The sequence below is a fragment of the Prochlorococcus marinus str. MIT 9211 genome, assembly GCF_000018585.1.
Lineage (GTDB): Bacteria > Cyanobacteriota > Cyanobacteriia > PCC-6307 > Cyanobiaceae > Prochlorococcus_D > Prochlorococcus_D marinus_B.
In genome coordinates this window covers 1,357,941-1,380,489 of sequence record NC_009976.1, presented here as the reverse complement: position 1 = coordinate 1,380,489, position 22,549 = coordinate 1,357,941, and the positions used below count along the sequence as shown (strand labels likewise).

The 22,549-nt window shown below is 38.1% G+C and carries 22 protein-coding genes and 1 pseudogene; 11 read left to right on the top strand and 12 right to left on the bottom strand.

Annotation, left to right across the window (positions count from 1 at the left end; genetic code table 11):
* Window positions 1-338: 338 nt before the first annotated feature.
* A complete protein-coding gene (locus P9211_RS07480) occupies window positions 339-929 on the bottom strand; it encodes a PDZ domain-containing protein (protein ID WP_012196097.1) in 591 nt (196 codons plus the stop codon).
* 142 nt (window positions 930-1,071) lie between these two features.
* Here P9211_RS07480 and P9211_RS09630 point away from each other — a divergent pair, with 142 nt between their 5' ends.
* The gene (locus tag P9211_RS09630; RefSeq protein WP_041391220.1) at window positions 1,072-1,371 is read left to right on the top strand and encodes a hypothetical protein; all 300 of its coding nucleotides are present in this window, start codon (window positions 1,072-1,074) and stop codon (window positions 1,369-1,371) included.
* A gap of 324 nt (window positions 1,372-1,695) precedes the next feature.
* Here the strand turns inward: P9211_RS09630 and P9211_RS07470 are convergent, their stop codons facing one another.
* A complete protein-coding gene (locus tag P9211_RS07470; RefSeq protein ID WP_012196095.1) occupies window positions 1,696-1,989 on the bottom strand; it encodes a hypothetical protein in 294 nt (97 codons plus the stop codon).
* A gap of 402 nt (window positions 1,990-2,391) precedes the next feature.
* Here P9211_RS07470 and P9211_RS10030 point away from each other — a divergent pair, with 402 nt between their 5' ends.
* Together P9211_RS10030 and P9211_RS07460 are read left to right on the top strand one after the other, a co-directional pair.
* Window positions 2,392-3,312 (top strand): OsmC family protein, encoded by a 921-nt coding sequence (locus P9211_RS10030; RefSeq protein WP_012196093.1) that lies wholly within the window; start codon window positions 2,392-2,394, stop codon window positions 3,310-3,312.
* Between the two features lie 229 nt (window positions 3,313-3,541).
* Complete coding sequence (locus P9211_RS07460) at window positions 3,542-4,192, top strand: GIY-YIG nuclease family protein (protein WP_012196092.1); 651 nt, start codon at window positions 3,542-3,544, stop codon at window positions 4,190-4,192.
* 220 nt (window positions 4,193-4,412) lie between these two features.
* Here the strand turns inward: P9211_RS07460 and P9211_RS07455 are convergent, their stop codons facing one another.
* Together P9211_RS07455 and P9211_RS07450 are read right to left on the bottom strand one after the other, a co-directional pair.
* On the bottom strand, window positions 4,413-4,613 hold the full coding sequence (locus P9211_RS07455; protein ID WP_012196091.1) for a hypothetical protein: 201 nt from the start codon (window positions 4,611-4,613) through the stop codon (window positions 4,413-4,415).
* 78 nt (window positions 4,614-4,691) lie between these two features.
* A complete protein-coding gene (locus P9211_RS07450) occupies window positions 4,692-6,236 on the bottom strand; it encodes a DUF4116 domain-containing protein (protein WP_012196090.1) in 1,545 nt (514 codons plus the stop codon).
* Between the two features lie 486 nt (window positions 6,237-6,722).
* Here P9211_RS07450 and P9211_RS07445 point away from each other — a divergent pair, with 486 nt between their 5' ends.
* Complete coding sequence (locus P9211_RS07445; RefSeq protein ID WP_012196089.1) at window positions 6,723-7,571, top strand: hypothetical protein; 849 nt, start codon at window positions 6,723-6,725, stop codon at window positions 7,569-7,571.
* A 13-nt stretch (window positions 7,572-7,584) separates the two neighbouring features.
* Here the strand turns inward: P9211_RS07445 and P9211_RS07440 are convergent, their stop codons facing one another.
* On the bottom strand, window positions 7,585-8,910 hold the full coding sequence (locus P9211_RS07440; RefSeq protein ID WP_159088385.1) for a DUF4116 domain-containing protein: 1,326 nt from the start codon (window positions 8,908-8,910) through the stop codon (window positions 7,585-7,587).
* Window positions 8,870-9,805: pseudogene (locus P9211_RS07435) on the bottom strand (replicative DNA helicase); the annotation flags it as partial. The pseudogene P9211_RS07435 and the gene P9211_RS07440, both read right to left, overlap by 41 nt.
* A 576-nt stretch (window positions 9,806-10,381) precedes the next feature.
* On the opposite strand from P9211_RS07435, the gene P9211_RS09140 reads away from it, so the two are divergent.
* Both P9211_RS09140 and P9211_RS07425 read left to right on the top strand, forming a co-directional pair.
* On the top strand, window positions 10,382-11,887 hold the full coding sequence (locus P9211_RS09140) for a tetratricopeptide repeat protein (protein WP_159088384.1): 1,506 nt from the start codon (window positions 10,382-10,384) through the stop codon (window positions 11,885-11,887).
* A complete protein-coding gene (locus P9211_RS07425; RefSeq protein ID WP_012196084.1) occupies window positions 11,887-12,342 on the top strand; it encodes a tetratricopeptide repeat protein in 456 nt (151 codons plus the stop codon). The genes P9211_RS09140 and P9211_RS07425 overlap by 1 nt, the downstream gene beginning before the upstream one ends.
* Window positions 12,343-12,347: 5 nt before the next feature.
* On the opposite strand, the gene P9211_RS09625 is transcribed toward P9211_RS07425, so the two are convergent.
* The 3 genes from P9211_RS09625 to P9211_RS07415 all read right to left on the bottom strand — a co-directional run bounded on the left by P9211_RS09625 (window position 12,348) and on the right by P9211_RS07415 (window position 15,143).
* A complete protein-coding gene (locus tag P9211_RS09625; protein ID WP_159088383.1) occupies window positions 12,348-12,485 on the bottom strand; it encodes a hypothetical protein in 138 nt (45 codons plus the stop codon).
* A gap of 350 nt (window positions 12,486-12,835) precedes the next feature.
* Window positions 12,836-14,347: a hypothetical protein gene (locus P9211_RS07420; protein WP_012196083.1), complete on the bottom strand. Its 1,512-nt coding sequence runs from the start codon at window positions 14,345-14,347 to the stop codon at window positions 12,836-12,838.
* Between the two features lie 169 nt (window positions 14,348-14,516).
* On the bottom strand, window positions 14,517-15,143 hold the full coding sequence (locus P9211_RS07415; protein ID WP_012196082.1) for a hypothetical protein: 627 nt from the start codon (window positions 15,141-15,143) through the stop codon (window positions 14,517-14,519).
* Between the two features lie 373 nt (window positions 15,144-15,516).
* Here P9211_RS07415 and P9211_RS09135 point away from each other — a divergent pair, with 373 nt between their 5' ends.
* The 3 genes from P9211_RS09135 to P9211_RS09820 all read left to right on the top strand — a co-directional run bounded on the left by P9211_RS09135 (window position 15,517) and on the right by P9211_RS09820 (window position 18,496).
* Window positions 15,517-16,101 carry a prepilin-type N-terminal cleavage/methylation domain-containing protein gene (locus tag P9211_RS09135; protein ID WP_012196081.1) on the top strand — a complete coding sequence of 195 codons (585 nt, stop codon included), beginning with the start codon at window positions 15,517-15,519 and terminating at the stop codon, window positions 16,099-16,101.
* 302 nt (window positions 16,102-16,403) lie between these two features.
* A complete protein-coding gene (locus P9211_RS07405; RefSeq protein ID WP_012196080.1) occupies window positions 16,404-18,122 on the top strand; it encodes a prepilin-type N-terminal cleavage/methylation domain-containing protein in 1,719 nt (572 codons plus the stop codon).
* A 209-nt stretch (window positions 18,123-18,331) separates the two neighbouring features.
* Window positions 18,332-18,496: a hypothetical protein gene (locus P9211_RS09820; RefSeq protein WP_012196079.1), complete on the top strand. Its 165-nt coding sequence runs from the start codon at window positions 18,332-18,334 to the stop codon at window positions 18,494-18,496.
* Between the two features lie 207 nt (window positions 18,497-18,703).
* Here P9211_RS09820 and P9211_RS07395 read toward each other — a convergent pair whose 3' ends face one another.
* Together P9211_RS07395 and P9211_RS07390 are read right to left on the bottom strand one after the other, a co-directional pair.
* Window positions 18,704-19,081, bottom strand: a complete 378-nt coding sequence (locus tag P9211_RS07395; RefSeq protein ID WP_012196078.1) for a hypothetical protein — start codon at window positions 19,079-19,081, stop codon at window positions 18,704-18,706.
* A gap of 57 nt (window positions 19,082-19,138) precedes the next feature.
* The gene (locus tag P9211_RS07390) at window positions 19,139-19,924 is read right to left on the bottom strand and encodes a metal ABC transporter permease (protein ID WP_012196077.1); all 786 of its coding nucleotides are present in this window, start codon (window positions 19,922-19,924) and stop codon (window positions 19,139-19,141) included.
* Window positions 19,925-19,978: 54 nt separating this feature from the next.
* Between P9211_RS07390 and P9211_RS07385 the strand changes: the two genes are divergently transcribed.
* A complete protein-coding gene (locus P9211_RS07385; RefSeq protein WP_012196076.1) occupies window positions 19,979-20,380 on the top strand; it encodes a Fur family transcriptional regulator in 402 nt (133 codons plus the stop codon).
* A gap of 16 nt (window positions 20,381-20,396) precedes the next feature.
* On the opposite strand, the gene P9211_RS07380 is transcribed toward P9211_RS07385, so the two are convergent.
* Window positions 20,397-21,101 (bottom strand): ABC transporter ATP-binding protein, encoded by a 705-nt coding sequence (locus P9211_RS07380; RefSeq protein ID WP_012196075.1) that lies wholly within the window; start codon window positions 21,099-21,101, stop codon window positions 20,397-20,399.
* Window positions 21,102-21,193: 92 nt separating this feature from the next.
* Here P9211_RS07380 and P9211_RS07375 point away from each other — a divergent pair.
* Window positions 21,194-22,549, top strand: a 1,356-nt coding sequence (locus P9211_RS07375; RefSeq protein ID WP_041391212.1) for a metal ABC transporter solute-binding protein, Zn/Mn family, incomplete at its 3' end; no start/stop codon positions are given.

Below are 22,549 nucleotides of genomic sequence, written 5' to 3'. Positions count from 1 at the left end.
CCTGCACCTGAAGACTTGATTGAAAGCTTGCTGAAAAGAAGTCTTGCAAATTAATCATTAACCTCGATGTCTACTTTCTAGAGGGGAATATGGGGGATGTATGCGTCCTGTATTTATCGTTAAATCAGTTCAGACATTTTTGTAATTTTTTCTGTAAGAAACATCCCATTTATTCCAAGGCTTAGATAATGATTAGATAACGAGGTTTGTAATTTAATCAAATCAGGACGTTTGCCATGGGCTTTTGCTCAAAGAAATCAAAAGATACAGGTGGTTCTTCTCTTGTGCGAAATCCTTTTTAGCGAAACAAGGTTGCTATTCAGGCGGATTCCTTCCAATTAGGTTTGTAAACCAAGGCTATTTTCATTTTTTTCTGTTGGGTTGCATTCTATCTGAGGAAAAAATGGTGAGAGATCATCTGGAAATCCTTTATATATCCATTGTCTAAATTCTGGTTGTGACGAGACTGGTTGATTAGGAATCAAGATCTTTTCTCTTTCAAGACGCAGTTTGATCTGATTTCTTTTGCCTGAGTCATTTATTCTTTGAAAGACGATTCTGATATTGCTCCCTTCTTTTCCCTTTATTAATTCGATGGCTTCCTTGAGACCCATCCCTTTTGTTGGCCTGCCATCGATAGAGAGAATCACATCACCTGGTTTGATGCCAGATTTGTCTGCGGGTGATCCTTTTATAGAAGAATGAACAGTTAGGTTTGCAGTCTCTTGGTCTAAAAAGATTCGTATACCAATTCCAACAAATTCTTTTTTCTTCAGCTCTGGATTTATTCGCATGGCTTTGACACAACCAAGATAATCCCTTGCCTCAAGGCAGCGTTGATGAATTCTTTGTGGCACTTCAGCTAATGATGTTGTAGGGAAACCCAGCCCAAAACCGAAAGCTATAGCTATAGCCCTAATCTTTTTCATTTGATCAACTTGGAATTTGAGTGCTCTTAGCTTATTTTTTTAGCACAGAAGTTCTTTTTAGTCGGAGATCCGTCCATATCAGAGCCATCTTCTGTTGGAGTATTGATAGTAGTTTTACACATGTAGTTTGGGAATTCTTAATATGAGAGTCTGGATCTTCAAAAGAGGAATTAACCCTGAGTTAAATAGCAATTATGCTTATTTTGAGGATTTTCGTTTAGAAAGAACAAACCATTTTTCAAATAAAATATGTTTTCCAAGTCAGGAAAGTTGGCCAAGCTGGCCTGATCGAATAAGAAATTGGCTAACCAGAGCTGGGATTTTTAGTCTGATTATTGTTGCCCTTTCAGTTATTTTCATGGGTTTTTTTACAGCACTTTATTTGTTACCAATTTGGGGTTCATTTCTCTTTGTTTATTGGTTAGTGCAGAATAAAAAATAATAATTCATTTTCTTGTCATAGCTTTAAGCTCATTTTTCATTAGCTAGCAAAGATCAAAAGAAGGTGTTTATACTCTTTGGGTTTTGTTCTTAGTTGGCTAGAAATGAAATAGGAGTCCGAGCTCGTTGGTATTAAAATAAGAGCTGGACTCAAAGGGGGACATCGAAATACGTCCCCCTTCTTCATGTCTAAAAATATCTTTACGTAGTTCGCTTTTTGTTTTTCTCAAAGGCTATTCATTCGAAATTGAACATATAAAGGGGCCCGACAAGGCCCCTTTATACCTATTTAGTGATCCCCATCACTCGTGGCTAATTAAAAGACTTAAGCCTTAACAGCGCACTTTTCAGTTTTCTCAGCAGCAAGCTTAGTTTTTTTTTCTCCTGGTGCTAGCGCTTTGAGTTCTTCTTGAAGTTCATGCTCACGTTCATCAATGATTTTGATACGTGACTGATAACTTTCCTCTAGTCTTTTGCGGGAAGCTTCAAGATTGTCGAGCTCCTCTTGTCGTTGTTTACGCTTTATCTCCTCTAGTTGACTATCAGAGACAACATAAACAGTCCTCATAGGAGAAAAGAATGAGTCGAAGAGAACTGTGTCAAATAAGGATGTGTACATGATGTTCCGTGCGGGAATAGTATTATTTTGTCTCTAATTTTAGAAATCACTAATGATATAAACCGAAGAAATATGTACGGTAAATATCACTTAAGACGGTTAATAACACTTTGATTAGTAAGGACCGTACAGTCTAAATACTTTCGTGAAAGCCCTATATGTAATTTACAAGAATGTGTTAGAAATGAATTAACCGAATAGGAGGATTATGAAACTTAGAACTCCTTTTACAGTCTTTACAAATCCACTGAGAGATCTTGATTATATTCATGATTTCTCTTATGAATTACCACAACAAAAGCAAGATTTATTTTGGGAAGAGGAATGTAAACTTCATCCTGCTAAATCTACTTGTAAGCTCTACGAAGTGTAGACAGAATTCTTTGTCGTTATTTAGGGAATTTGCATACAGAAGCTCAGCATGTTCATTCTGGGCAAACACTTAGAACTGATGCACCTGTTGATCATGCAGGAAAAGGAGAAAACTTTGCTCCTACTGATTTATTGGCGACAGCAGTAGGGACTTGTTTCCTTACAGTGATGGGAATTAAAGCAAAAGAAAAAGGTTGGGAATTAGGTGAGATAACAGTTGAAATTAAAAAGAAGATGACAACTAATGGTCCACGCAAGATTGAATCTTTATTACTACAAATTGAGATGCCAAGTGATTTAGAGCCTGATCAATTAAAGGTTCTCAAAAATGCCACGAAGGACTGTCCTGTTTTGAGAAGTCTAGATGACTCAATACGAATTAACGTTCAGTGGAATCAATCGAAAAGTAAAAAAGAGATTTCTCTAAACTTTGTTCCAATGAATGTGTTTAGGGAAACACCTCAAGTCACTTTCTTTGATGCAGGAGTCAAGGGCTCTAATGGATCTGATGTAGTCATTCATCATGGGTGTGCAATTTCCCCTCCAAATGAGGATGAAATTGAGCAGTATTATGTGCATCATCACCAGGTTGACCACAATTTGGTCTTAGCGGGGAAGCGTACCTTTACCTTGCTTAACCCCGAATGGGAAGAGCCTCATCATGTAATTTACCTCAATCAAAAAATGGGTGCTCTCCAGATACCTATTGGTACTTATCACAGATCTGTTTCAGGGCCGGAAGGCAGTATTGTATTGAATCAGGCAGTTAGAGATAGCGATTTCGATCCAACTAAGGAATTTAAGCCTGTTAGCTTGAGAGATAGAACTGACTTGCAGAAAGCAAAAGCAGCCGACCCTGTTTTTTGGATTTGGGACGATGGAAAAATCAGAAGATTGAAAGTTGGTGATATTCCAAGTGGCAAGAAAAAATCACGGATTAATTGCAATTAGTTTTTTCAATTCTGCTGATTCAATTTTGTATACATGCAATCCTTTTTAACCATTCAAGGTTCGCACTTCATTAGCCAGTAGTTAGGTTCCTGTGATGCCATGGGATCTCAGCGATATAGTGATGTGTGGATGGTGTGTGGATGGTTTAACATTCTCACCCTCATTTCTTTATTCTATTTCAATCAGGTTTCTATTACTAATAAAATACTTATTAGATGAGCTTTTATAAATGAATAATTCAAAGCCCTCACGACCTGAGAATGCAAAGTATGGAACAATATATCTAATAAGTGATCTAAAAGGAAGGTCTTATAAAATTGGAATAACTTTAAATTGGGATCGCCGTTCAAGGCAACTCGAGATTGGAACTAAAACAAGATTAATTAGTCAAAAAATTGTTAAGGATCCTGGGAGATTAGAGAAGATCTTGCATAGAAAATATGACTCATATAGATTGCCCCAATCTGAATGGTTTATCTTATCAGAAGAACAAGTTCAGGAAGTTAAAGTATTAATAGGTAACTCATCTAAATCATATAAACAGGTATTCAAAAGTAGAGAGAAGAAAATGATTGATTTAGAGATGGCTGCTCAGGATGATCCAGAAATGCTGGAATTTTTCAAAAAATATGAACATAAAAAAACTGAGAAAGAAAGACAGAAGAAAATAGAACATCAACGTAGGCTTGAAGAACTTAATGAAAGAATGAATAAGCCAATGGGGTTGCCTGAAAAAATACTTCTCTTATTTATCTTAGCCATCTTAGCTATCCCATTTGCGGCAATCATTGTCTCTACTCTTTTTTTTACATGGCCTTTTATACTTGTTGTTCTCTTTGCTGCCTATATAAGTAAAATGCCTCCTTTTACGAATAGATAGTTATTTAAGAATATGGGGTGTTGATTTAATTGAACTTTTGAGTTAACTGCTTGCTAGTATTTAGAAGCATCTTGGAATTTAACGTTCGCAAACCAATTTATTAATTGATATTTAATGAAAAGAAAGTTCTTTGCTTCCATCTCTTTTCTTTACTCTATCTAATTAGAATTTGAAGGTAATAGGAATTAGAAGTTGGATTCATCTTTACCTTTTTAGCTTCTTAAGGATTTTCCTCTGCCTGCAAGCTGACTGCTGTCCCTTCTCTTCTTGGGTCAGCCGCACCATGCCAATTTCCCTTATGCCATTGGATTAAAGCTAATCCACTACTAAAAGAACTGTATTTAACTTGGTGACCAAGACTCTTTAGACGCCCAGAGATATTGGCATTATCCTCTGACCAGTTGCCATTTTTTTCAAGCACAGTGTATTTAGGTTGTACTGAAAGTAACTTTTGGCTAACTACTTCTTTTGGCGAAAGTTTTAAATCTAGTTTTGATTACTAATCAGAATAAACCTCGTTTGAAAAAATTGAGCTTTCTTTAAAAGGAGTAAACGACTTTAAGGCTGCAAGGAGTATTTCACGATCACTCTTTAATTGTTCAGAGGCATAACGAAATGCTCTGCAATCTGATTTCGTAGCAGCAAGAACAATTTCTCGTTCATTTTTTAAATATTCGCCGATAACAGAATCCAAAGTCTCCTCAACTCCGGAAGTCACAGTAGCAAGAACAACTTCCCGATCAGCTTTTAACTCTCTCGAGGCGAATCTAAATGCCTCACCATTTTCTTTAACAGCTCTGAGAACTATTTCCCGATCAGCTTTTAATTCATCTGAGGCATATTCAAGCGCATAACCACTTTGCTTAACAGCAGCAAGAACTATTTCCCGATCAGCTTTTAATTCGTCAGAGGCATAGCCGAGTGCCCAACCAAATGACTTAACAGCAGCAAGAACTATTTCCCGATCAGCTTTTAATTCGTCAGATGCATAGTCGAGTGCACAACCAAAAGACTTAACAGCAGCAAGAACGACTTCCCGATCAGCTTTTAATTCGTCAGAGGCATCTCGGAGTGCATAATCAGTTTGTTTAACAGCAGCAAGAATGATTTCTCGGTCACTTTTGAATTTTTCGTCGATATAATCAAAAGCCCCATCTCCGGAACTAACAGCTGTAAGGGCGATTTCACGGTCGCTAAAAAACTTTTCATCGGCAAACTCAAGCGCATTACCATCTGATTTCACAGCAGCAAGAACTATTTCACGGTCGGCTTGAAATTTCTTATTGGCATAACTTAAGGCAAACCAATCATGCTTAACTGCTGCCATTACGATTTCTCGATCGCTTTGAAATTTTTCGGCATATAAAAGGACACCTTCGACTGATTTGACAGCCTCTAAGACTATTTCACGATTGCTCCAATACTTCTTATCTACTTCGTCATGCCCACCATAAATAGAATCAAGAGAAATGTATTTAATAGCTGCAACTACAATTTCGGTGTCGGTTTGAAACTTTTCATCAGCCCAATTCTTAAGCGCATAACCACTTTGATTAACAGCAGCAAGAACTATTTCACGGTCGCAGTTAAATTTTCTATCGGCAAAGCCAAGTGCTGTTCCTAGACTATTGTCATTGCAATAGCAATTTTTTGAGCTAACAGCAGCAAGAACGATTTCTCGGTCACTTTGAAATGTTTCTTGATTAGTCTTAAGCGCAAGTGCATAACCATCTGATTTCACAGCAGCAAGGACGATTCCTCTATCAGCTTTTAATTCTTCAGCTGCATACATAAGCGCTTTCCCATCTGACTTAACAGCAGCAAGAACAATTTCTCGATTAGCCTTAAGGCTTTCATCAGCAAATTTGAGAGCTAAACCAAATGACTTAACAGCAGCTAGAACTATTTCCCGATCACTTCTGAACTTCTCATCGACACGCATTAGCATGTCATTTCTTAAGTTCAAAGCAGCAAGAACGATTTCTCGGTCACTTTTGAATTTGTTTTGGACATAATTAACTAGAAGATCCCTTGTATCTTTCATTATCAGCTATCTACTCAATATCTGTTTAATATAAAAAAGAAAAGGTCCACTTCAAGTTTCTATTACTAATATCCAACAGATCTCAACTGAAAGAAAACATCTTTGTTACCAATAAGAACCCTCTGTTGAGAAACCTAGTGACGGCAACAGATCTGAGTTTTTGCAATTTTTTCTATCCACACAATATTCAAAATCTATCCACACAATGCTCAGACATGGAGTGATAGGAAGGTGGTGCGTGTTTCGTTAGGGAGTATTCAAGGTTTCTTCTCTCTACGACACCAAGGACCAGTCTCAAGAGCCTCTAAAAGAGATCCTTTCCTAAGCATTCTTTATACATATAGCTACCTTGCAGAGGCGTATACGGGGGTGTATAGACCCTGTGCAAGTCGTTAATGCGGCTCAGGCATTTATGCCAGAATTTCTAGGAACAACTCTTGAAAGACGCTCTAAAATGAACAAAACTGGCTTCAAACTCTAATCAATATGAGAGCAGTTAAAACCTGGCTGAAATATGCAGCTGCTATTGCTGGAGGATCTTTTTTAATCATTGGTTCCAATAGCTATTGGCAGAACTCGCAGTTATTGATGCCATCTGAATACAAGACCTTGAAAGCAACCGTGAATAGGTTGGCCTCTAAGAATGACCTAGGAGATCAGACCATCACTTTTTCAATCACTTCTGGCAGTAAAACACGTTGGAATGCCGAGGAATTGAATTTATGCAAAAAGGATGAGTGTAATTTCTATACTGAACTCAATCCTTTTAAACCTTATCTTGGTAACTCAGCAGAAGACGTTAATGAAGCTATTCGTCAGGCATATTTATTTAATGGCATTGAGGCTTATGCCTGGTCACATGGGGTAATCACTGTAAGTAGGTCGACATTTAAATCTTATGAAGGTAAGGAAGACTTCTTCTCATGCTTGATCGGCCATGAGTTAAGTCATTTCTTAAATAACGATGTCTTTAAAGACTCCTTACGTGAAGGTCAAGAAGGTAAGAATTTAAAGGAAAAGAAACGTGAACTTTTAATGAATAAAATTTCTAGAGAGTCAGAAAGCAATGCTGATATCAATGCAACAAAAATGATTGTGAATTTAGGATTGCCTAAAGATACATGTTTAACAGCATATGACTTTTACGCCAAGCATGAAGGTCGTGGAGAAGAAACAAAAGAAGATAGCTCGCACCCAGGATATGAAGATCGATATGCAGCAATAGAGACCTTCCTGAAAACCTATAAACCTAATCCTGATCAGAAGATAGAAGAAACTAAAGGCAAGTGGAAATACAATCGAGATTTAAATACTTTGGTATTTACTCCTGAATAACTAATTTATAAAGTCAGCTCAAAATTTTTATCAATTCAGGATCCGCTTTTAATTCGTCAGAGGCATATTGAAGTGCCTTACCATGTGACTTAACAGCTTCCAGAACGACTTCCCGGTCAGCTTTGAAATTGTCAGAGGCATATTCAAGAGCATTGCCACATGCTTTAACAGCTGCAAGAACGACTTCCCGATCCGCTTTTAAATCGTCAGAGGCATATCGAAGCGCACCGCCCCATGCACCAATACCAACTGTTCTAACAGCTGTAAGAACGACTTCCCGGTCGGCTTTCAATTCGTCTGAGGCATATTGAAGAGCATTGCCACATGCTTTAACAGCTGCAAGAACGACTTCCCGATCCGCTTTTAAATCGTCAGAGGCATATTCAAGAGCATAGCTATATGTTTTAACAGCTTCCAGAACCACTTCCCGGTCAGCTTTGAAATCGTCAGAGGCATATTGAAGAGCATCGCCATCGGTTTTAACAGCTTCCAGAACGACTTCCCGATCGGCTTTGAAATTGTCAGAGGCATATTGAAATGCCCAACCATGTGACTTAACAGCTTCCAGAACGAATTCCCGGTCGGCTTTCAATTCGTCTGAGGCATATTGAAATGCCCAACCATATGACTTAACAGCTGCAAGAACGACTTCCCGATCCGCTTTTAAATCGTCAGAGGCATATCGAAGCGCACCGCCCCATGCACCAATACCAACTGTTCTAACAGCTGTAAGAACGACTTCCCGGTCAGCTCTTAAATCGTCAGAGGCATATTCAAGAGCATCATCAAATCTTTCAACAGCTGCAAGAACGACTTCCCGATCCGCTTTTAAATCGTCAGAGGCATATTGGAGTGGATAACCAGATTGTTTAACAGCAGCAAGAACAACTTCTCGATCCGCTTTTAATTCGTCAGAGGCATATTGAAGTGCCTTACCATGTGACTTAACAGCTTCCAGAACGAATTCCCGGTCGGCTTTCAATTCGTCTGAGGCATATTGAAATGCCCAAACATGTGACTTAACAGCGGCAAGAACAACTTCTCGATCGGCTTTGAAATTGTCAGAGGCATATTGGAGTGCATAACCATTTCCTTTGACAGCTGTAAGAACGAATTCCCGGTCGGCTTTCAATTCGTCTGAGGCATATTGAAGAGCATTGCCACATGCTTTAACAGCTGCAAGAACGACTTCCCGATCACTTCTGAACTTCTCATCGACACGCATTAGCATGTCATTTCTTAAGTTCAAAGCAGCAAGAACATCTTCACGGCTTGAGTTTTCATTGATTTCCATTGTTCTAAGCCGCCAAATTCCTAAACCTTGTGAACTGTGGTTCAAATAGGAGTTTCACGGTACCGAGGGGACCATTGCGATGCTTGCAAGTGATGAGTTCTGTAATGCCTCGATCACAAGTTTCAGGGTGGTAGTACTCCTCTCGATAAATCATTACGACCATATCTGCATCGCTTTCTAGTGATTGTGTTTCTCTTAAATCACAAAGCATGGGACGTTTATTTTCTCTATGTTCAATGTCACGACTAAGTTGAGACATTAGAAGGAGTGGAACATTTAATTGTGTGGCCATATTTTTAAGATCACTCACTATTCTTCCTAGCTCTGCATCTCGACATTCCATGTATCTCTGACCATCCATAAGTTGTACATAATCAATAACGACTAACCCAAGTTCACCATTTCCTTGTTCTTTTTTGATTCTTTCGCACGTGGCACGTATTTCTTCAACAGTGATTGCAGCTTTGTCATTAATAAAAATGGGTAACTTGCCAATAGTTTCAATACCTTTTCCAAGGATTGACCATTCGTCTTGTTGAAGCCTTCCTGTTCTAAGCCTTCCTGTTTCAATTCCAACTTCCATTGAAAGCAGACGATACGTATAACACTCTTTGCTCATTTCAAGGCCAAATAGGCAGACAGGTAAGTCGTGAATCTGGGCAACATTTTTTGCGATGTTCAGGCATAGCGATGTTTTGCCCATGGCAGGTCTGCCAGCAATAACATTCAAAGATCCTCGTTGTAGACCTTGAGTCATTGCATCAAAGTCATAGAAATTGACGGGGATACCAGCCACAGAAGTCCCATTAGAACGACTTTCTATTTCGTCAAAAACTGAGGTTAGTATTTCTGCTGTTGATGAGGTTTGTTCTGAGCTCTTGAGTTGTTCAGTTTCTTCCTTCTCTCTTTTCTCCTGCTTTTGATCCATTGAATATTTTTGGCTGGACCGTCATCTAAACCATAAAATTTTGACCTGGCTAGAGGAAGAAATACTTAAGCCTAGATTCCACGTTAACTCTTTGGATTATCTTTATCTTCTTCTAGTAGAACCTTGGAAAGCCTTGCTGGCACTGAACTTTTGCTTTGTAGCCTGTATTACTCTTTGGGCTCATCAAAGCGTCTGACGATACGCTCGCGAAGCCTGATTGTGACGGCTTGATTTGGCTGTTTTCAGGCTTTTGAGACATGTCTTGGACTCAGTCAACTAGGACTAATTACAGGGTTGCACGAAGCAGAAAAATCGGCCATCTTTTAAATCCGTCCAGCTTTCAAAAGAGAGAGACGCTCCCCATAAAGGTGAAGATCTATTCCAGTCCAAGGGGTAAGTAAACAGTCCGACAATTTAGAAATGACAATTTCAAAAACAAAAAGTGAGCTTCTAGAGCATTTAGTAAACGCGGGAATACAGAAAAGAAAAGCAGGCAACCTAAAGGGGGCCATTAATGATTTAACTCAAGCAATTAATCAAGACTCAACTCACCATATTGCATTATTCAATCTAGCTTTCTGCAAACAAATGAATAAGGAATTTAAGGAAGCTATTAATCTCTACTCTGAAGCAATTAAACTTGATTATCGTGATCCCTTTTCTTTTAATAATAGAGGCTCTTGTTATGAAGAAATAAAAGATTATTCAAAAGCTATCAATGACTACTCAAAAGCAATAAAGAGAAATAGCAAGGAAATACAATTTTATTTAAATCGTGCCGAAGCTCATGATAAGAATCAAAATTACAAAGACGCTATTAGAGATTATACCAAATATCTTAAAAAGAAAAACAATGAGGATGTTTTATCCAGAAGGGCATATTTGCGCTATTTAATTGGCAATTATAAATTAGCAATTAAAGATTATGAAAAACTATCAACCGTTTTTGATCAGGCTACTTCAGAGATACTTTTGAAAGCAAAAAGACTTCAGAAAGAAATCGATGCTAACAAAGCATTCAAAGAAATAGAACGTACAAGAAAGCAGCAAGAAGAAAAGGATAAATATAGAGATAATTTAAGTTATTTAGCAGAGTTTAATACTGATTTAGATGTTAACTATGTTGAAGAGAATAGATCTATGAGAGAATTAATCCTTGCTGCTGGTCTAGATGAAACTAATAGAGAAGGCCCATCTAGTGAGATAGTGAATGAAATATTCCCAGCAGGCATATATATTATTGACGATTTATTCAGGAGATCACCTGATCAAACTAATCGAGAGGAGGAACATAGTTATGAGGGCATTGGCTTCGAAGTAAATGGCATCTCTACAGGAGATAGAGGATCAAAATTCTCTAACATAGAAACATTATTTGGAGAAGGAGATTATAAAGATAATTATGGAAATTCTTATGAAGTAGAAGGAAGTTCTATTGGCTGTATTTCTCATCGAGAAGTTAATATTTCTGATAACGAATTAGTCGCGATTTTCCCTAAGCCTTTTAATATTAACTATGATAGGACTACCGGAATCATAAGGTTTGGAAGTGTCTTCATTGACACTGATTATAGATATATGGGCCAAAGAAAGAGTTATTTTTATGATTCCAAAAACTTATATGAACCAGATCATCCAGATAATACTGATAATAAGACTATAGAAGTATTATTTAAGGAATATTATGAAGTTAAAGAATTAGATCCTAAGCCCCTTGAAAAAATAAACTGGAAGGTAGCTAAGTTGATAGAGAGACAATTAGATCTAAATGCTATAGGTGTTACCAATAAGTTACTAAAATATTTTGCCGACAAACTTAAGGGATTGAAAGAAGAAAATGAATCTAAGTTAGGAAATATAATTAGGAGTTATTTAGATATAGCGAAAAAAGATATAAAGGAATGGTCTTTAAGCATATATAAGGAAGCTTCTATCACAATGAACTCTCAGGCTAATCTAGATGCTTATGGTAGATCTACTAAAACAGTAAAACTCTTCTTTGATGAGAAAATACTCCTCAAAGAAATTCAGTTGAGCAGAGTAGGAAGAATCATTGATGAGTGTATACATCTACTGCGAGAGATTGATAGCTAATGAATAAAAAAGATTTTCAACATAGCAAACCTATTCAGCTTACTATTGAAGATTTTTCTGAAGCAATAGAACTAAACCCCAATGATCCTCTGGCTTTGAGCGGGCGAGGAAGAGCTAAGTTTAAATTAGGCGATAGACAAGGAGCTATTGAAGATTACTCTCAAGCAATAGAACTAGATCCCAATAATTCTTTAGGTATATGGTCTCATAATGGATATAATTATGATAAAGAAGAGAACATTTTATTTCATAATGGATATACCTATGATGAAGGTTCTTATTGTCTATTAGTATTAGAACACTCAACTTTTGATGAGCAGAGTGGTAGCTATGTATTAAGTGATAGCAATGTAATTAAATTATTAAATGATCATGGTGCTGGTGTTAATGAATGGAGAGAGGATTGTAAAAGATTTAATGATCCTCATGAAATACTGCTGTGGTTAGGATATTAATTACCTTAGTGATTAAGCTTTCTATTCCAAGGATGAAAAATAGTCTTATTTTCATCCTGACTTCTATCGATTGCTTCCAGAAGTCTGTCTCTTAACTCCTTACGTCTTTGAAGTTCTTCTTTAGATAAGTTGGTTTTAGTCATAGGTAATAGAGATTGTAAATTAACTATCTATCTATCCATACAGTTTCAACAAGGATGATACGGAATGTCCTTTCATGGGACATTACTGATCATCAGGGTTGAACCTTCATAGTTAGAGATTGAGAATTAAGAATTTGTCGTTTGGGAGATACAGGCAGTACTTTCGTGATGGTTGTTCACTGCGCTCACCGAACCATCAGTAAAGGAAACTTTGGAGTGATATTTGTCTTCTCTCTCCCTGTATACGTGAGGGATCGTGAGATCCATTCCGCTGCAAGAGTTGTAAAGATCGAGTTTATCCCTCCTCCCTTTATACGTGCGTACTCGTCAAAGCTATTGCTATAACTGGCTTAGTCAGCATACAGCTGAACCACTGCTGCATTGCTTGTCTTCTTTCCATACTCAATATCAGTAATCTCTTTAGTTCTCTTACGTATGTCTATTCTTTCGTAGGTGTCCATGATTGTCTTAACGCTATTGCCACATATACGAGCTAACAAGAAGATATCTGTTCCTTTCATTAAGTGATTTTCAATGAAAGTAGATCGCAATGAGTAGAGGGTATAGGGGCGATCAGAGAACTTATGACCTTTGAGTTTTCCTTCATCCATCAATTTATCAACAGCCCATCTCCAATGCTGTTGGATCTTTCTTTGGTTGGGTTGCTTCATCTCATTGTGGATCTGAGCAAACACATAGTCATCACCTCTGACCTTGTGTTTGAGTTCATTCTCTAGAAAGTACTTCCATCTCCTGAAGACATAACCAAGGTTGCAAGGAATCTCTCTAACTCTCGATGTCTTGGCTCTAACAGTAGTGATAAATGAAATCAGTCGTTCTTCTCGTCCCCAGGCATCGTGATTTAGAACCCAGTCAGATGGATTGATATCTAAGTTAGGAGGTTCGATATAGATCTCACCTTCTTTACCTTCTTCTCTGATCTCATCAAGGATCTGTTCGTACTCTTCTATCGCTTTTGATTTACTAATTCGTCCAACATCAATAATCTCGACACTCTTCCATTTCATCTTGCAGATCTCCTCGGGGGACATGCCTGTGCTCTTGGCAATTAATAACCAATGCCAAAACATGTTGCGGAAATAGATGGACTTCTCTGATCTCCTCCCAAACTGATCTTTCTCATATGCCAATGGCCTCCACTCCTCTCTGATGTAGTCAATAATGGTTCTCCAATCTTCTGGATTAATGGCAGGGTTAGCGTCTCGATCTGTATCTCTAACTTTCACTCTTGGTAGGAACTGACCATCCAGCCATAGGTGTGCAGGGATGTATTTATGTTTAACCAGATAGCTCTTTATAAATTCACCTAAGACTGCAAGCTCTCGATGGATAACGATTCTTTTATCTGTTTGTTTGAGCCGATAGACAGGGTAATCATCAAATGTTGTTGGATTGATTTGAGTGGTAAAGGTAACTTTCTTCTTTTTTAAATAGAGCTTGATGTGCCGACAGCAATTGAATTTATGGCTATAGCTCGCTGGTTGAAATGCTCCAGCATCGACACGTTTTTCTTGCTCTGATAGCCACTGATCCATCGCTACTTCTAGATCTATTTTTGGACGTTCTCTTTTCTCTTCTCGTTGAATCAGAGTTAGAGGATCAGATGCATATCGGTAACTCGGTTTCTTCTCTGGTTCTTTTGCTAACTCAATGGCTGCTTCTGGTGCCATTGCAATGGCTTGTTCTAAAGAACTCGCTCCAAATAATTGCTTCTCTTTATACCTTCTTTGTCCTTCTACTTTTTCTTTGTAATACCACTTGCCAGCACTCGTTCCTGAGCCGTAAAGAAGAACTCTGCCACGACCATTTAATACCCTCTCTTGAAGTTGAATCTGTGGCAAAAATGTGTGGATGGTGTGTGGATATGATTCTACTCTTTTTCTTAAAGCCTTGGTATAACTGTCATATTAGCTCTGGTACGTGTTTCATTAGCCAGTAGGAAATGTCAGTCATATCAAGGGATTTCGGGGAATATCAGTGTGTGAATAAGGTGTGAATTTTTTGCTCTTTTCATAAGTTTAGATCAATTTGTTTATGCTTTTGCAAATATTGATATGGATTTTCGACGTTCCAAGGCCAATCAAGTCTCAAGAGCAAGTCAATATTTGATTTGGTTAAGCGGTATTGCTCTTTGGTTCTATATCTTGGCTCTTCTCCTTTGTTTTTCATGATTTTCTTGAGCTGATCTTCTCTTTTTATGGTTCCAATTTTTTTAGCCACAAATTCGAAACCATTTCTTTCATGCTCCTTGGATCTAGTTTTATCAAACTCATCAATACTCTTGCTAAAACCAATTTTGATCCAGCCGCCAGTACTGTAATCAACATATGAGTAGATGATTGAAGTGCAGGATTGAGCATGAATATCTTCAATTTGTTTGGCCATAAGACCTATTTGGCTTTGCTGTTGAATCACCAGCGCTGACAAGCTCCTATGGCTCATCATGAGCGTCCGCAACATCGTATTTGTCTCATTACTCTCTAGACCTCTTCTAAAAAGCTCAGGATCAAATTCATCAACACTTAATGGAAGATCTTTTCTATAAGCCCAATCTTCAGGATGATCAAAATCCTTGGCTGTAAAGACTTTATGTTCAGGTCTTTTAGTTTCCGGCTGTCCGGCATGTAGATCTGCCATGCAGATAATTAGTTACAGATTCCTATGCTAAAGGGTTTTTACCAGAAAAGTCACAAATGACACTACATATGGTGTTGTTCGAAGATTGCCTTGAAGTTTTAGAGGGAATCAAGGATGCCTCAAAAGTTTGAACAGAGTTTGAACAGGATTTTTCTAATCCTTGAGATCCCTTCCTGCAACTACAAGTGCTCTTTTCATTAGCCAGTAGCTAGGTTCCTGTTGTGCCATGGGATCTCAGCAAAAATTATCGGTTCGAATAAAGTTGGAATGAAACTTTGTTCGCTTTGCTTTTTTCTATTCTTGCCAAGTTTGGACTTTCTTGCTTTCTTGAGTCATCTTTAGTGTGAATTATTAAACTAATTAGATAGGTTTGATGATTTTGCATAATCGGCTGCAACTACATCTAATTAAAAAGCTTCCTCGTAAAAAGGGTGATAAAGGATTTTCTTTGCTTGAGTTAGTCGTTGTGATTGCTGTCCTTGCAATTTTGGCTGCGATTGGGCTACCTAACATTATTAATTTGTTGAATGAGGCAATCTTTTCAGCAACAAAAATGTCTCTCAGTCAATCTCATTCCGAATGTGTCAATGATCCTGACTCTCCTCCTACCGGACCACCTATTCCAGGAGTTGTTTTTGCAGCAACAGATTGCTCAGGTGAGATGACGGCAACTATTAATGGTCAAACAGAAGAGTTTCCTTGTGTGATTAGTTTGAATATGTCTACTGGAGTTAAAAGTAATTGGCCAAACTCATATAAATCTTGTTTAGATCAAGCGATCCCTCCCCCACTTCCTGGTGATTGTGAGACAGACCCTAATTGTAGAGCGCATTGCGAAGCCATAGGTGGGTGTGATGGCTTCCCTCCTGTTGATTGCGAGTCTTTATCAAATAGATTGCCTGCACAGATACTTATGAGGCAATACCCACAATGTCGTCCTGAATATGATGGATATTAAGGGTTCGAATAAAGTTCGAATGGATTTTGATCAAAAGCTGAAATCCATTGGTATAAAAGCAGACTCGCTTTTCATTAGCCAGTAGCGTGGTTCAGTCATAGTCTGTAATCTTAGCGATACTCGATGGTTGGAATGGAGTTGGAATGAAACCTCATTCTTCCATCTCTTTTATTTACTCTATTTCAACCAAGTTTTGATGACTAACTGAGACCTTTAATACTTTTTCTTGCCTAATTATAAATTTCTAGTGTCTTGGGAACCTGGTTTTGCTTGGATGAAGTAAGTAACTCAATGATGTTGCTATGGACATTGAAAAGAACAAAGCATTCACTTTGATTGAGATGGCAGTTGTAATGGCTGTTATCTCTATGCTCAGTGCCTTGCTAGGACCTCAGTTCCTGTCACTTGTGCGCCGTGGTAATTCAGTTGGCGCAGGACAGGCTATGCGTCAGATCAGAGATGAATGTCAAAGCGATTATATTTTTGGATCGCCTGGTACTTTTACACCTAGAAGAATCCCTCGATATTCATTGATCGGTAATTGTGAATCTGCGAGTGCAATCCCTAGAGATGAAGAAAATAACCCTCAATATAGTTATGACTCAGAAACTGGACTAATAACTTGTAGCTATAAGAATGCAGAGTCAACGGGGTTCCCAAGTTGCAAGAAAGTAGCTGTTGCAAAAGAAAAACCTTCTTTAGGGGAGGTTGCTGTTATTACTGATGTCGCATTAAATGAAGTGGAAGAGCCTGAAACCAATGGCTTAGATGTCGACCTTCTGAAGCTTTCTGATGGAAATGGAGATAACACTATCATTAGCTGTGATGGGAAGTATGTGACCTCTAGAGGAAGAGGGGGTTACACAGAGAGAAATAATCAATATCGACAGAATATAATTACTGGTGAAAAGGTATTAATCACTTCAACAAAAGAAGGGATTCCATCAACAGGCGACAGTCAGCATATAAGAGGGATGTCTTGTGATGGTAGGTATGCTCTGTTTACTATTGACGAGTATGGCTCAGTTGATCTTGACGGGTTGCCAGGAGCAATAACAGGAGAAGAGTGTGATCCAAGAGGACAATGTGAAGGTCCTCAACCGATTTATCGAAAAGACCTTCTTACAGGAGACGTAGTTCGGGTAGATACACTTAGTAATGGAACAAAAATCCAGACGAAATGGGGAATTAGGGATGCTTCAATGTCTTCGGATGGTAGATATGTTATTTTTGAAAGTCCTGATGTTCGATTTGCAGGATTACCTGAAGCTGAATGGCAATCTAAAGACTGGTCGAGAACATTGATGTATAGAAAAGACTTATTAACAGGAGAACTTTCTACTGTTACAACAGCACCAGATGGTTCTACTGGAACTGGGTGGGGATCCAATGGTGGATATGGGATGGGGATGAGTGATGATGGGTCAAAAGTAACTTTTATCTATAAAGGAGATGATCTCGTAGAAGGTGTAAGTGGTACAAACCTTTATGTCAAAGACTTTAATACTTCCAAAGTTTCTTTGGTTACAGCAGATAGTCAGGGGAATAGATTGTCTGACTTTGGTCAATATGGTTCTGGGTCACAAATTTCGGCAGATGGATCAAAAGTTATCTTTACAAGTAGAGGTTCAAATGGCGTCGCCCAACTTTATATGAAAGATCTGAGCTCTGGGAAGTTAAAGGTAATTAGTCAGAATTCAAATGGTAATTCTGGCAATGGCTACTCACACACAGGTAAGTTCTCTGGTGATGGTAAATATGTTGTTTTCCAGTCATCAGCAACGAATCTTACGGATACTCCAACTACGGGTAAAAGTGACATTTTTGTCTATGATACTTCTTCTAATCAAGTAAAGAGGTTATTTGATGAGTCTTATGAATTTGATGATCACCTTCGAGATCCAAATATAACTAAAGAAGGGAAATATATTACTTTTAGGTCTAGCAGTAAAGGTATTACAACTGGTGAAACCCAAGGTCAAGAAGTTTATATGAAAAAAAACCCCTACTTTGTTGAATAGGCTTAGAAGTAATCAGGCAATTGATTATAAGTTTGAACAGGATTTGGAGATTCCTTCAAATCTCTTGGTATGACAGGATGTACGTTGTTCATGATCCAGTAGTTAGGTTCTTGTGATGCCATGGGTTCTCAGTGATATTGCAATGTGTGGATGGTGTGTGGATAGCCTCTTGATTTAACCCATTTTTGGGTGCTTCTATTATCTCTTATATGGAAACACCTAAATGGATACCTTCAGAAGAAGAACGTGAAGTAATGGAAGCGGTATGGATGCAAATTAAAGGAGCATGCGAGAAACTAAAAGAAGAAACCAATGCTCAAGACGAGCACATCAGAAAGATGCTTCAAGAAATGGCAGATCGTTATTGTTCATGAAACGTTTTTTCTTGCCTTTGCTAGTGAATACAAAGAGTGGCTTGTAGATGATGAGTTACAAGAAAGGTTTTGGTTCTCTGTGCCATTGAAGAAGAGATCAGATAGTCATTAATCTTAGCTAGAGATATATATCGATAATTAGGTAGGGGTATTTTGGAAGCATCCTTTCTAGTCCCTATCAATCTTTCCTCAGGCTTTTTGTTGTTTTTATTTTGTAGTTGGTTTGCATTGCGGGGAAGTAGACTTTTCATTGAGCTTCTCAATTTTAGATATATCCAAATCAGCTATCTCAAGCTCATAAAGGTCAGCGATTTGTTTTATGGCTAGTCCTTCCGCTCCTGCCCAAGATTCTGCTAAAACTGCCCAAGTTTTTTGACTAAATTCAACGCCAAGGTTTGCATTGTCGTTTCTTTTTTTGTCCATCTCTATGACTTTCTTTAATCCCTGTGGACTGAGATGACTTTTGATTCTTAAGAAAACAACCTCCAACATTGAGTAGTAGAACTTTTCCATTGCATTGTTGTAAGCCCATTCAGCATCTTTTTGAGCTTTTTTGGCATGCTCCGTTGTGATTTCTTGGTTCATTTGTTTTTTAGACAGTTAAAAGAAATTTTGTATTTAGTTGAGAATAATTGTTTAATACTATTTTTTACTTGGTAGAAATACCAAAGAAGCAACACAGAGGACACTGATAAGAGGTCCAGGTGACAAATTAAAAATAATTGCAAACACAAAACCTAGGACTGATATTACAAGTCCAAATATTGATGATCTAGCCATGGCTACCCATAAGGATGGGGCTTTTTGTAATCCCAACAAAGTTGGAGTAGAAAGCAAAGCAATGACAAGGATTACTCCTACTGCTGACATTGAGCTAACTATGACCAGCGCAGTTGTAAAACCAAGGGCTAAATTTAAATAATTTACTTTTATGCCACTTGCAACAGCACCCTCAGGGTCTAATCCAGTATGAACAATCTGGTTGTAACTAAAAATTATTAGACAAATAAACGTAGAAAAAGCAATGCAAGTTCTTAGAAGGTCTCCAATATTTGCTGTTAGCAAATCTCCAAACAACACAGCTTCTAAATCAATTCTGATACCAAGTAGAGGGATAAGGAGAACACCAAGACCAATTGAACCAGCAAGAATTGTATTCATCACTGCTGCATAGTTTTCCTTTTTATTATTGGCCAAATTGTCTGCAGCTAAAGCCCCCACTAAACCACTGATAACTCCACCAATAGAAGGATCTACACCAAGAGCCATCGCCAAAGCTAATCCTGGTAATACACAATGAGAAATTAAATTAACTTGTAAAAGTCTTTTGTGGGTAATTAATACGGTACCCATTGCTGGGCACAGTAATCCTGTAAAGATTGTTATACAGAGAGGAGTGATCCACCAAATTGTATTGATTAAAGACATGAATCAAATGATTCGTTATGGTCAGTAGAGATCAATGACATCAAGATCTTGCTGATGAATAGGAGCAAGCCTGAAACTACCAAACGTCAAAAGCAATTGCTTCATGAGCTCAACAAATGTGCGGATGAATTGAGTGGTCAAGAATTATATAGATCTTTGCATGAAGGTGATTTCTCTATGGGGCTGACAACGGTTTATAGGAATTTGCAAGCACTTGTAAAACAGGGCTTAGTTCGTTCTAGACATCTGCCAACAGGTGAAGTCCTTTATGCTCCCGTTGAACGAGACATTCATCATTTAACTTGTGTTAGTTGTGGAGAGACGAGACGCCTTGAAGGTTGTCCAGTTAAAACAATGAATCTGCCCAAGAAAACATCTAAAGAGTTTGAGCTCTTGTTTCATACGCTTGAATATTTTGGACTTTGCCAGATTTGCTCTAAATCGATGAATGCTTGATGAAATTTTAAGGAGATCAGCCACAGCAGTAGTTTCCTCTCATGCAATCAATTGAATCAAGTTTTTGCTGTACTTCCAGGGGTGAGCCATTAGCTAAGACGGTTTTATCAAGAGCAACAACCTTGTCATAAGCATTTAAAGATGAACCCCAATCATGGCTGCTAACAAAAAGTGATAATCCCGCATCAGCCAGCTGACGAATGATTAATAAAAAGTCCTCTCTTGCAGGAGGATCTAATGCAGAACAGGGCTCATCAAGAAGCAATATTTTGGCTGGTGACATCAATGTTTTGGCCAGCAATGCTCTTTGTTGCTGACCGCCAGATAATGAATCAAGCCTTCTTTTGGCTAAATGAGATATTCCAACTCGTTGAAGTGCCGCCTCTAGCTCACAACAAGATAATTTTGAATGGTTTACACGGCCTAAAGATACCAATCCTTCAATAGTAATGGGGAAATTCCAGTTCAATTTTCCCCTTTGGGGCATTAGGGCAACTTGGGCTCGATTGTTAACTAACTCATTACCATCAATAGTTATTTTTCCTTTATCAGGCTTGTTATGTCCTTGAAGTAAATTTAATAACGTGGACTTTCCTGCACCATTGGGACCAACAAGAGCCGTTAAAGTCCCTGGTCGCAAAGAAACTGAGACCTCTTCTAAAACAGGATTGCTTTCCCTTGAATAAGAATATGTCAGATTTTTAGCAATTAAACAGGTCATCAATTAGAGGATTCCCTCATAAAATACTAATATACTTGTCATAAGGAATGAAAACCATTATCGTTTTCATTATTATGATAAATCCCTGGCCCATGTTGTCTTTTTTTAGGAAGTCTGGTGAAGGAAAATCATCGATTAAGCCAAAACTCTTAAAGAATTCTCTTTTAGCAGGAGCTGTATTTTTCACAGGAATCAATCAGGTTGTTCAAGCTGAACCAAAGTCAATAGTTGCTGTTGAACCATTGGTTTGTGATTTAGTTTCAGCAATTGCGTTACCTTCATCCCCCGTTACTTGTTTGATTGATAGAAAACAAGATGTACATGATGTGAAAATTTCTCCGAGGCAAGCCCAAGCTTTAAATAATGCAAGTCAAGTCTTTACTCTTGGGCAAGAGATGACTCCCGCAATGAAAAAATGGCTGAGTAATCCAATAACGGTTGTTGTCGGTGTAAGTGCAATAGAAATTGACGATCATGATGACCACGACGATCATGACGATCATGACGATCACTCATCTGCTAAACATGATGACCACGACGATCATGACGATCATGACGATCACTCATCTGCTAAACATGATGACCACGACGATCATGACGATCACTCATCTGCTAAACATGATGACCACGACGATCATGACGATCACTCATCGGCTAAACATGATGATCATGGAGATGAAGCCTTTGAATGGGCTGGTGTCTTTGAACTTTCACGAGGAACATACAAATGGTCTTTTGCAAAAGTCGATGGAGACTATGCGGACCCTGCAATGAAAATGGTCATTCTTAAATCTGGGGATATTGAAGCATCAGAAGAACTTGCTGAAGAATTATTAGAGTCCAAAAATTCAGAAGTTAAACGCAATAATGACAAACTTGTTGCACAGGGAAAAGCCTATCTTCTTACATTTAATGAGAGAAAAGACAGCACAACATTCAATGTAGAAATTAAAAAAGCTGGTAAATATGCATTCTTTACTGAGCATATGCCTTTTGAGTTTGAAGCCAATGAACATTTCTTTAAAGATGTTTCAGGCGATGATATTGAACCGATAGCTCAAGTTCCAGATGAAGGCGGTGATCATCATCACCATGATCATGGTGGACTAGATCCCCATGTTTGGCACGATCCTCATAACATCATCAAAATGGGGAATGTCATTTCTAAAAATCTCAACACGAAAATTTCATTCTTTGATAGAGAAACTAAAAAAGTTTTAAAAGAAAGAACTCAATCTGTTAATTCTCTTTTAGAAGACTTAGATCAATGGACTCAAAAACAAGTAGCGACAATCCCTTCTAATCAAAGGACGATAGTTTCTAAGCATAAAGCTATGGAATACTACGGGGATGCTTTTGGTTTGAAAACTATTAGCTTATTAGATTTTCTTGGTCATTCATCTAGCCTTAGGCCTCAGACCATTTCTAAAGTAATCACAGAGCTAAAA

What these genes read in the sequence shown, in the direction of transcription:
- P9211_RS07480 (WP_012196097.1), bottom strand. Translation starts at nt 929, where the DNA reads ATGAAAAAGATTAGGGCTATAGCTATAGCTTTCGGTTTTGGGCTGGGT.
- P9211_RS09630 (WP_041391220.1), top strand. Translation starts at nt 1,072, where the DNA reads ATGAGAGTCTGGATCTTCAAAAGAGGAATTAACCCTGAGTTAAATAGC.
- P9211_RS07470 (WP_012196095.1), bottom strand. Translation starts at nt 1,989, where the DNA reads ATGTACACATCCTTATTTGACACAGTTCTCTTCGACTCATTCTTTTCT.
- P9211_RS07460 (WP_012196092.1), top strand. Translation starts at nt 3,542, where the DNA reads ATGAATAATTCAAAGCCCTCACGACCTGAGAATGCAAAGTATGGAACA.
- P9211_RS07450 (WP_012196090.1), bottom strand. Translation starts at nt 6,236, where the DNA reads ATGAAAGATACAAGGGATCTTCTAGTTAATTATGTCCAAAACAAATTC.
- P9211_RS07445 (WP_012196089.1), top strand. Translation starts at nt 6,723, where the DNA reads ATGAGAGCAGTTAAAACCTGGCTGAAATATGCAGCTGCTATTGCTGGA.
- P9211_RS09140 (WP_159088384.1), top strand. Translation starts at nt 10,382, where the DNA reads ATGAATAAGGAATTTAAGGAAGCTATTAATCTCTACTCTGAAGCAATT.
- P9211_RS07425 (WP_012196084.1), top strand. Translation starts at nt 11,887, where the DNA reads ATGAATAAAAAAGATTTTCAACATAGCAAACCTATTCAGCTTACTATT.
- P9211_RS09625 (WP_159088383.1), bottom strand. Translation starts at nt 12,485, where the DNA reads ATGACTAAAACCAACTTATCTAAAGAAGAACTTCAAAGACGTAAGGAG.
- P9211_RS07415 (WP_012196082.1), bottom strand. Translation starts at nt 15,143, where the DNA reads ATGGCAGATCTACATGCCGGACAGCCGGAAACTAAAAGACCTGAACAT.
- P9211_RS09135 (WP_012196081.1), top strand. Translation starts at nt 15,517, where the DNA reads ATGATTTTGCATAATCGGCTGCAACTACATCTAATTAAAAAGCTTCCT.
- P9211_RS07405 (WP_012196080.1), top strand. Translation starts at nt 16,404, where the DNA reads ATGGACATTGAAAAGAACAAAGCATTCACTTTGATTGAGATGGCAGTT.
- P9211_RS09820 (WP_012196079.1), top strand. Translation starts at nt 18,332, where the DNA reads ATGGAAACACCTAAATGGATACCTTCAGAAGAAGAACGTGAAGTAATG.
- P9211_RS07395 (WP_012196078.1), bottom strand. Translation starts at nt 19,081, where the DNA reads ATGAACCAAGAAATCACAACGGAGCATGCCAAAAAAGCTCAAAAAGAT.
- P9211_RS07390 (WP_012196077.1), bottom strand. Translation starts at nt 19,924, where the DNA reads ATGTCTTTAATCAATACAATTTGGTGGATCACTCCTCTCTGTATAACA.
- P9211_RS07385 (WP_012196076.1), top strand. Translation starts at nt 19,979, where the DNA reads ATGAATAGGAGCAAGCCTGAAACTACCAAACGTCAAAAGCAATTGCTT.
- P9211_RS07380 (WP_012196075.1), bottom strand. Translation starts at nt 21,101, where the DNA reads ATGACCTGTTTAATTGCTAAAAATCTGACATATTCTTATTCAAGGGAA.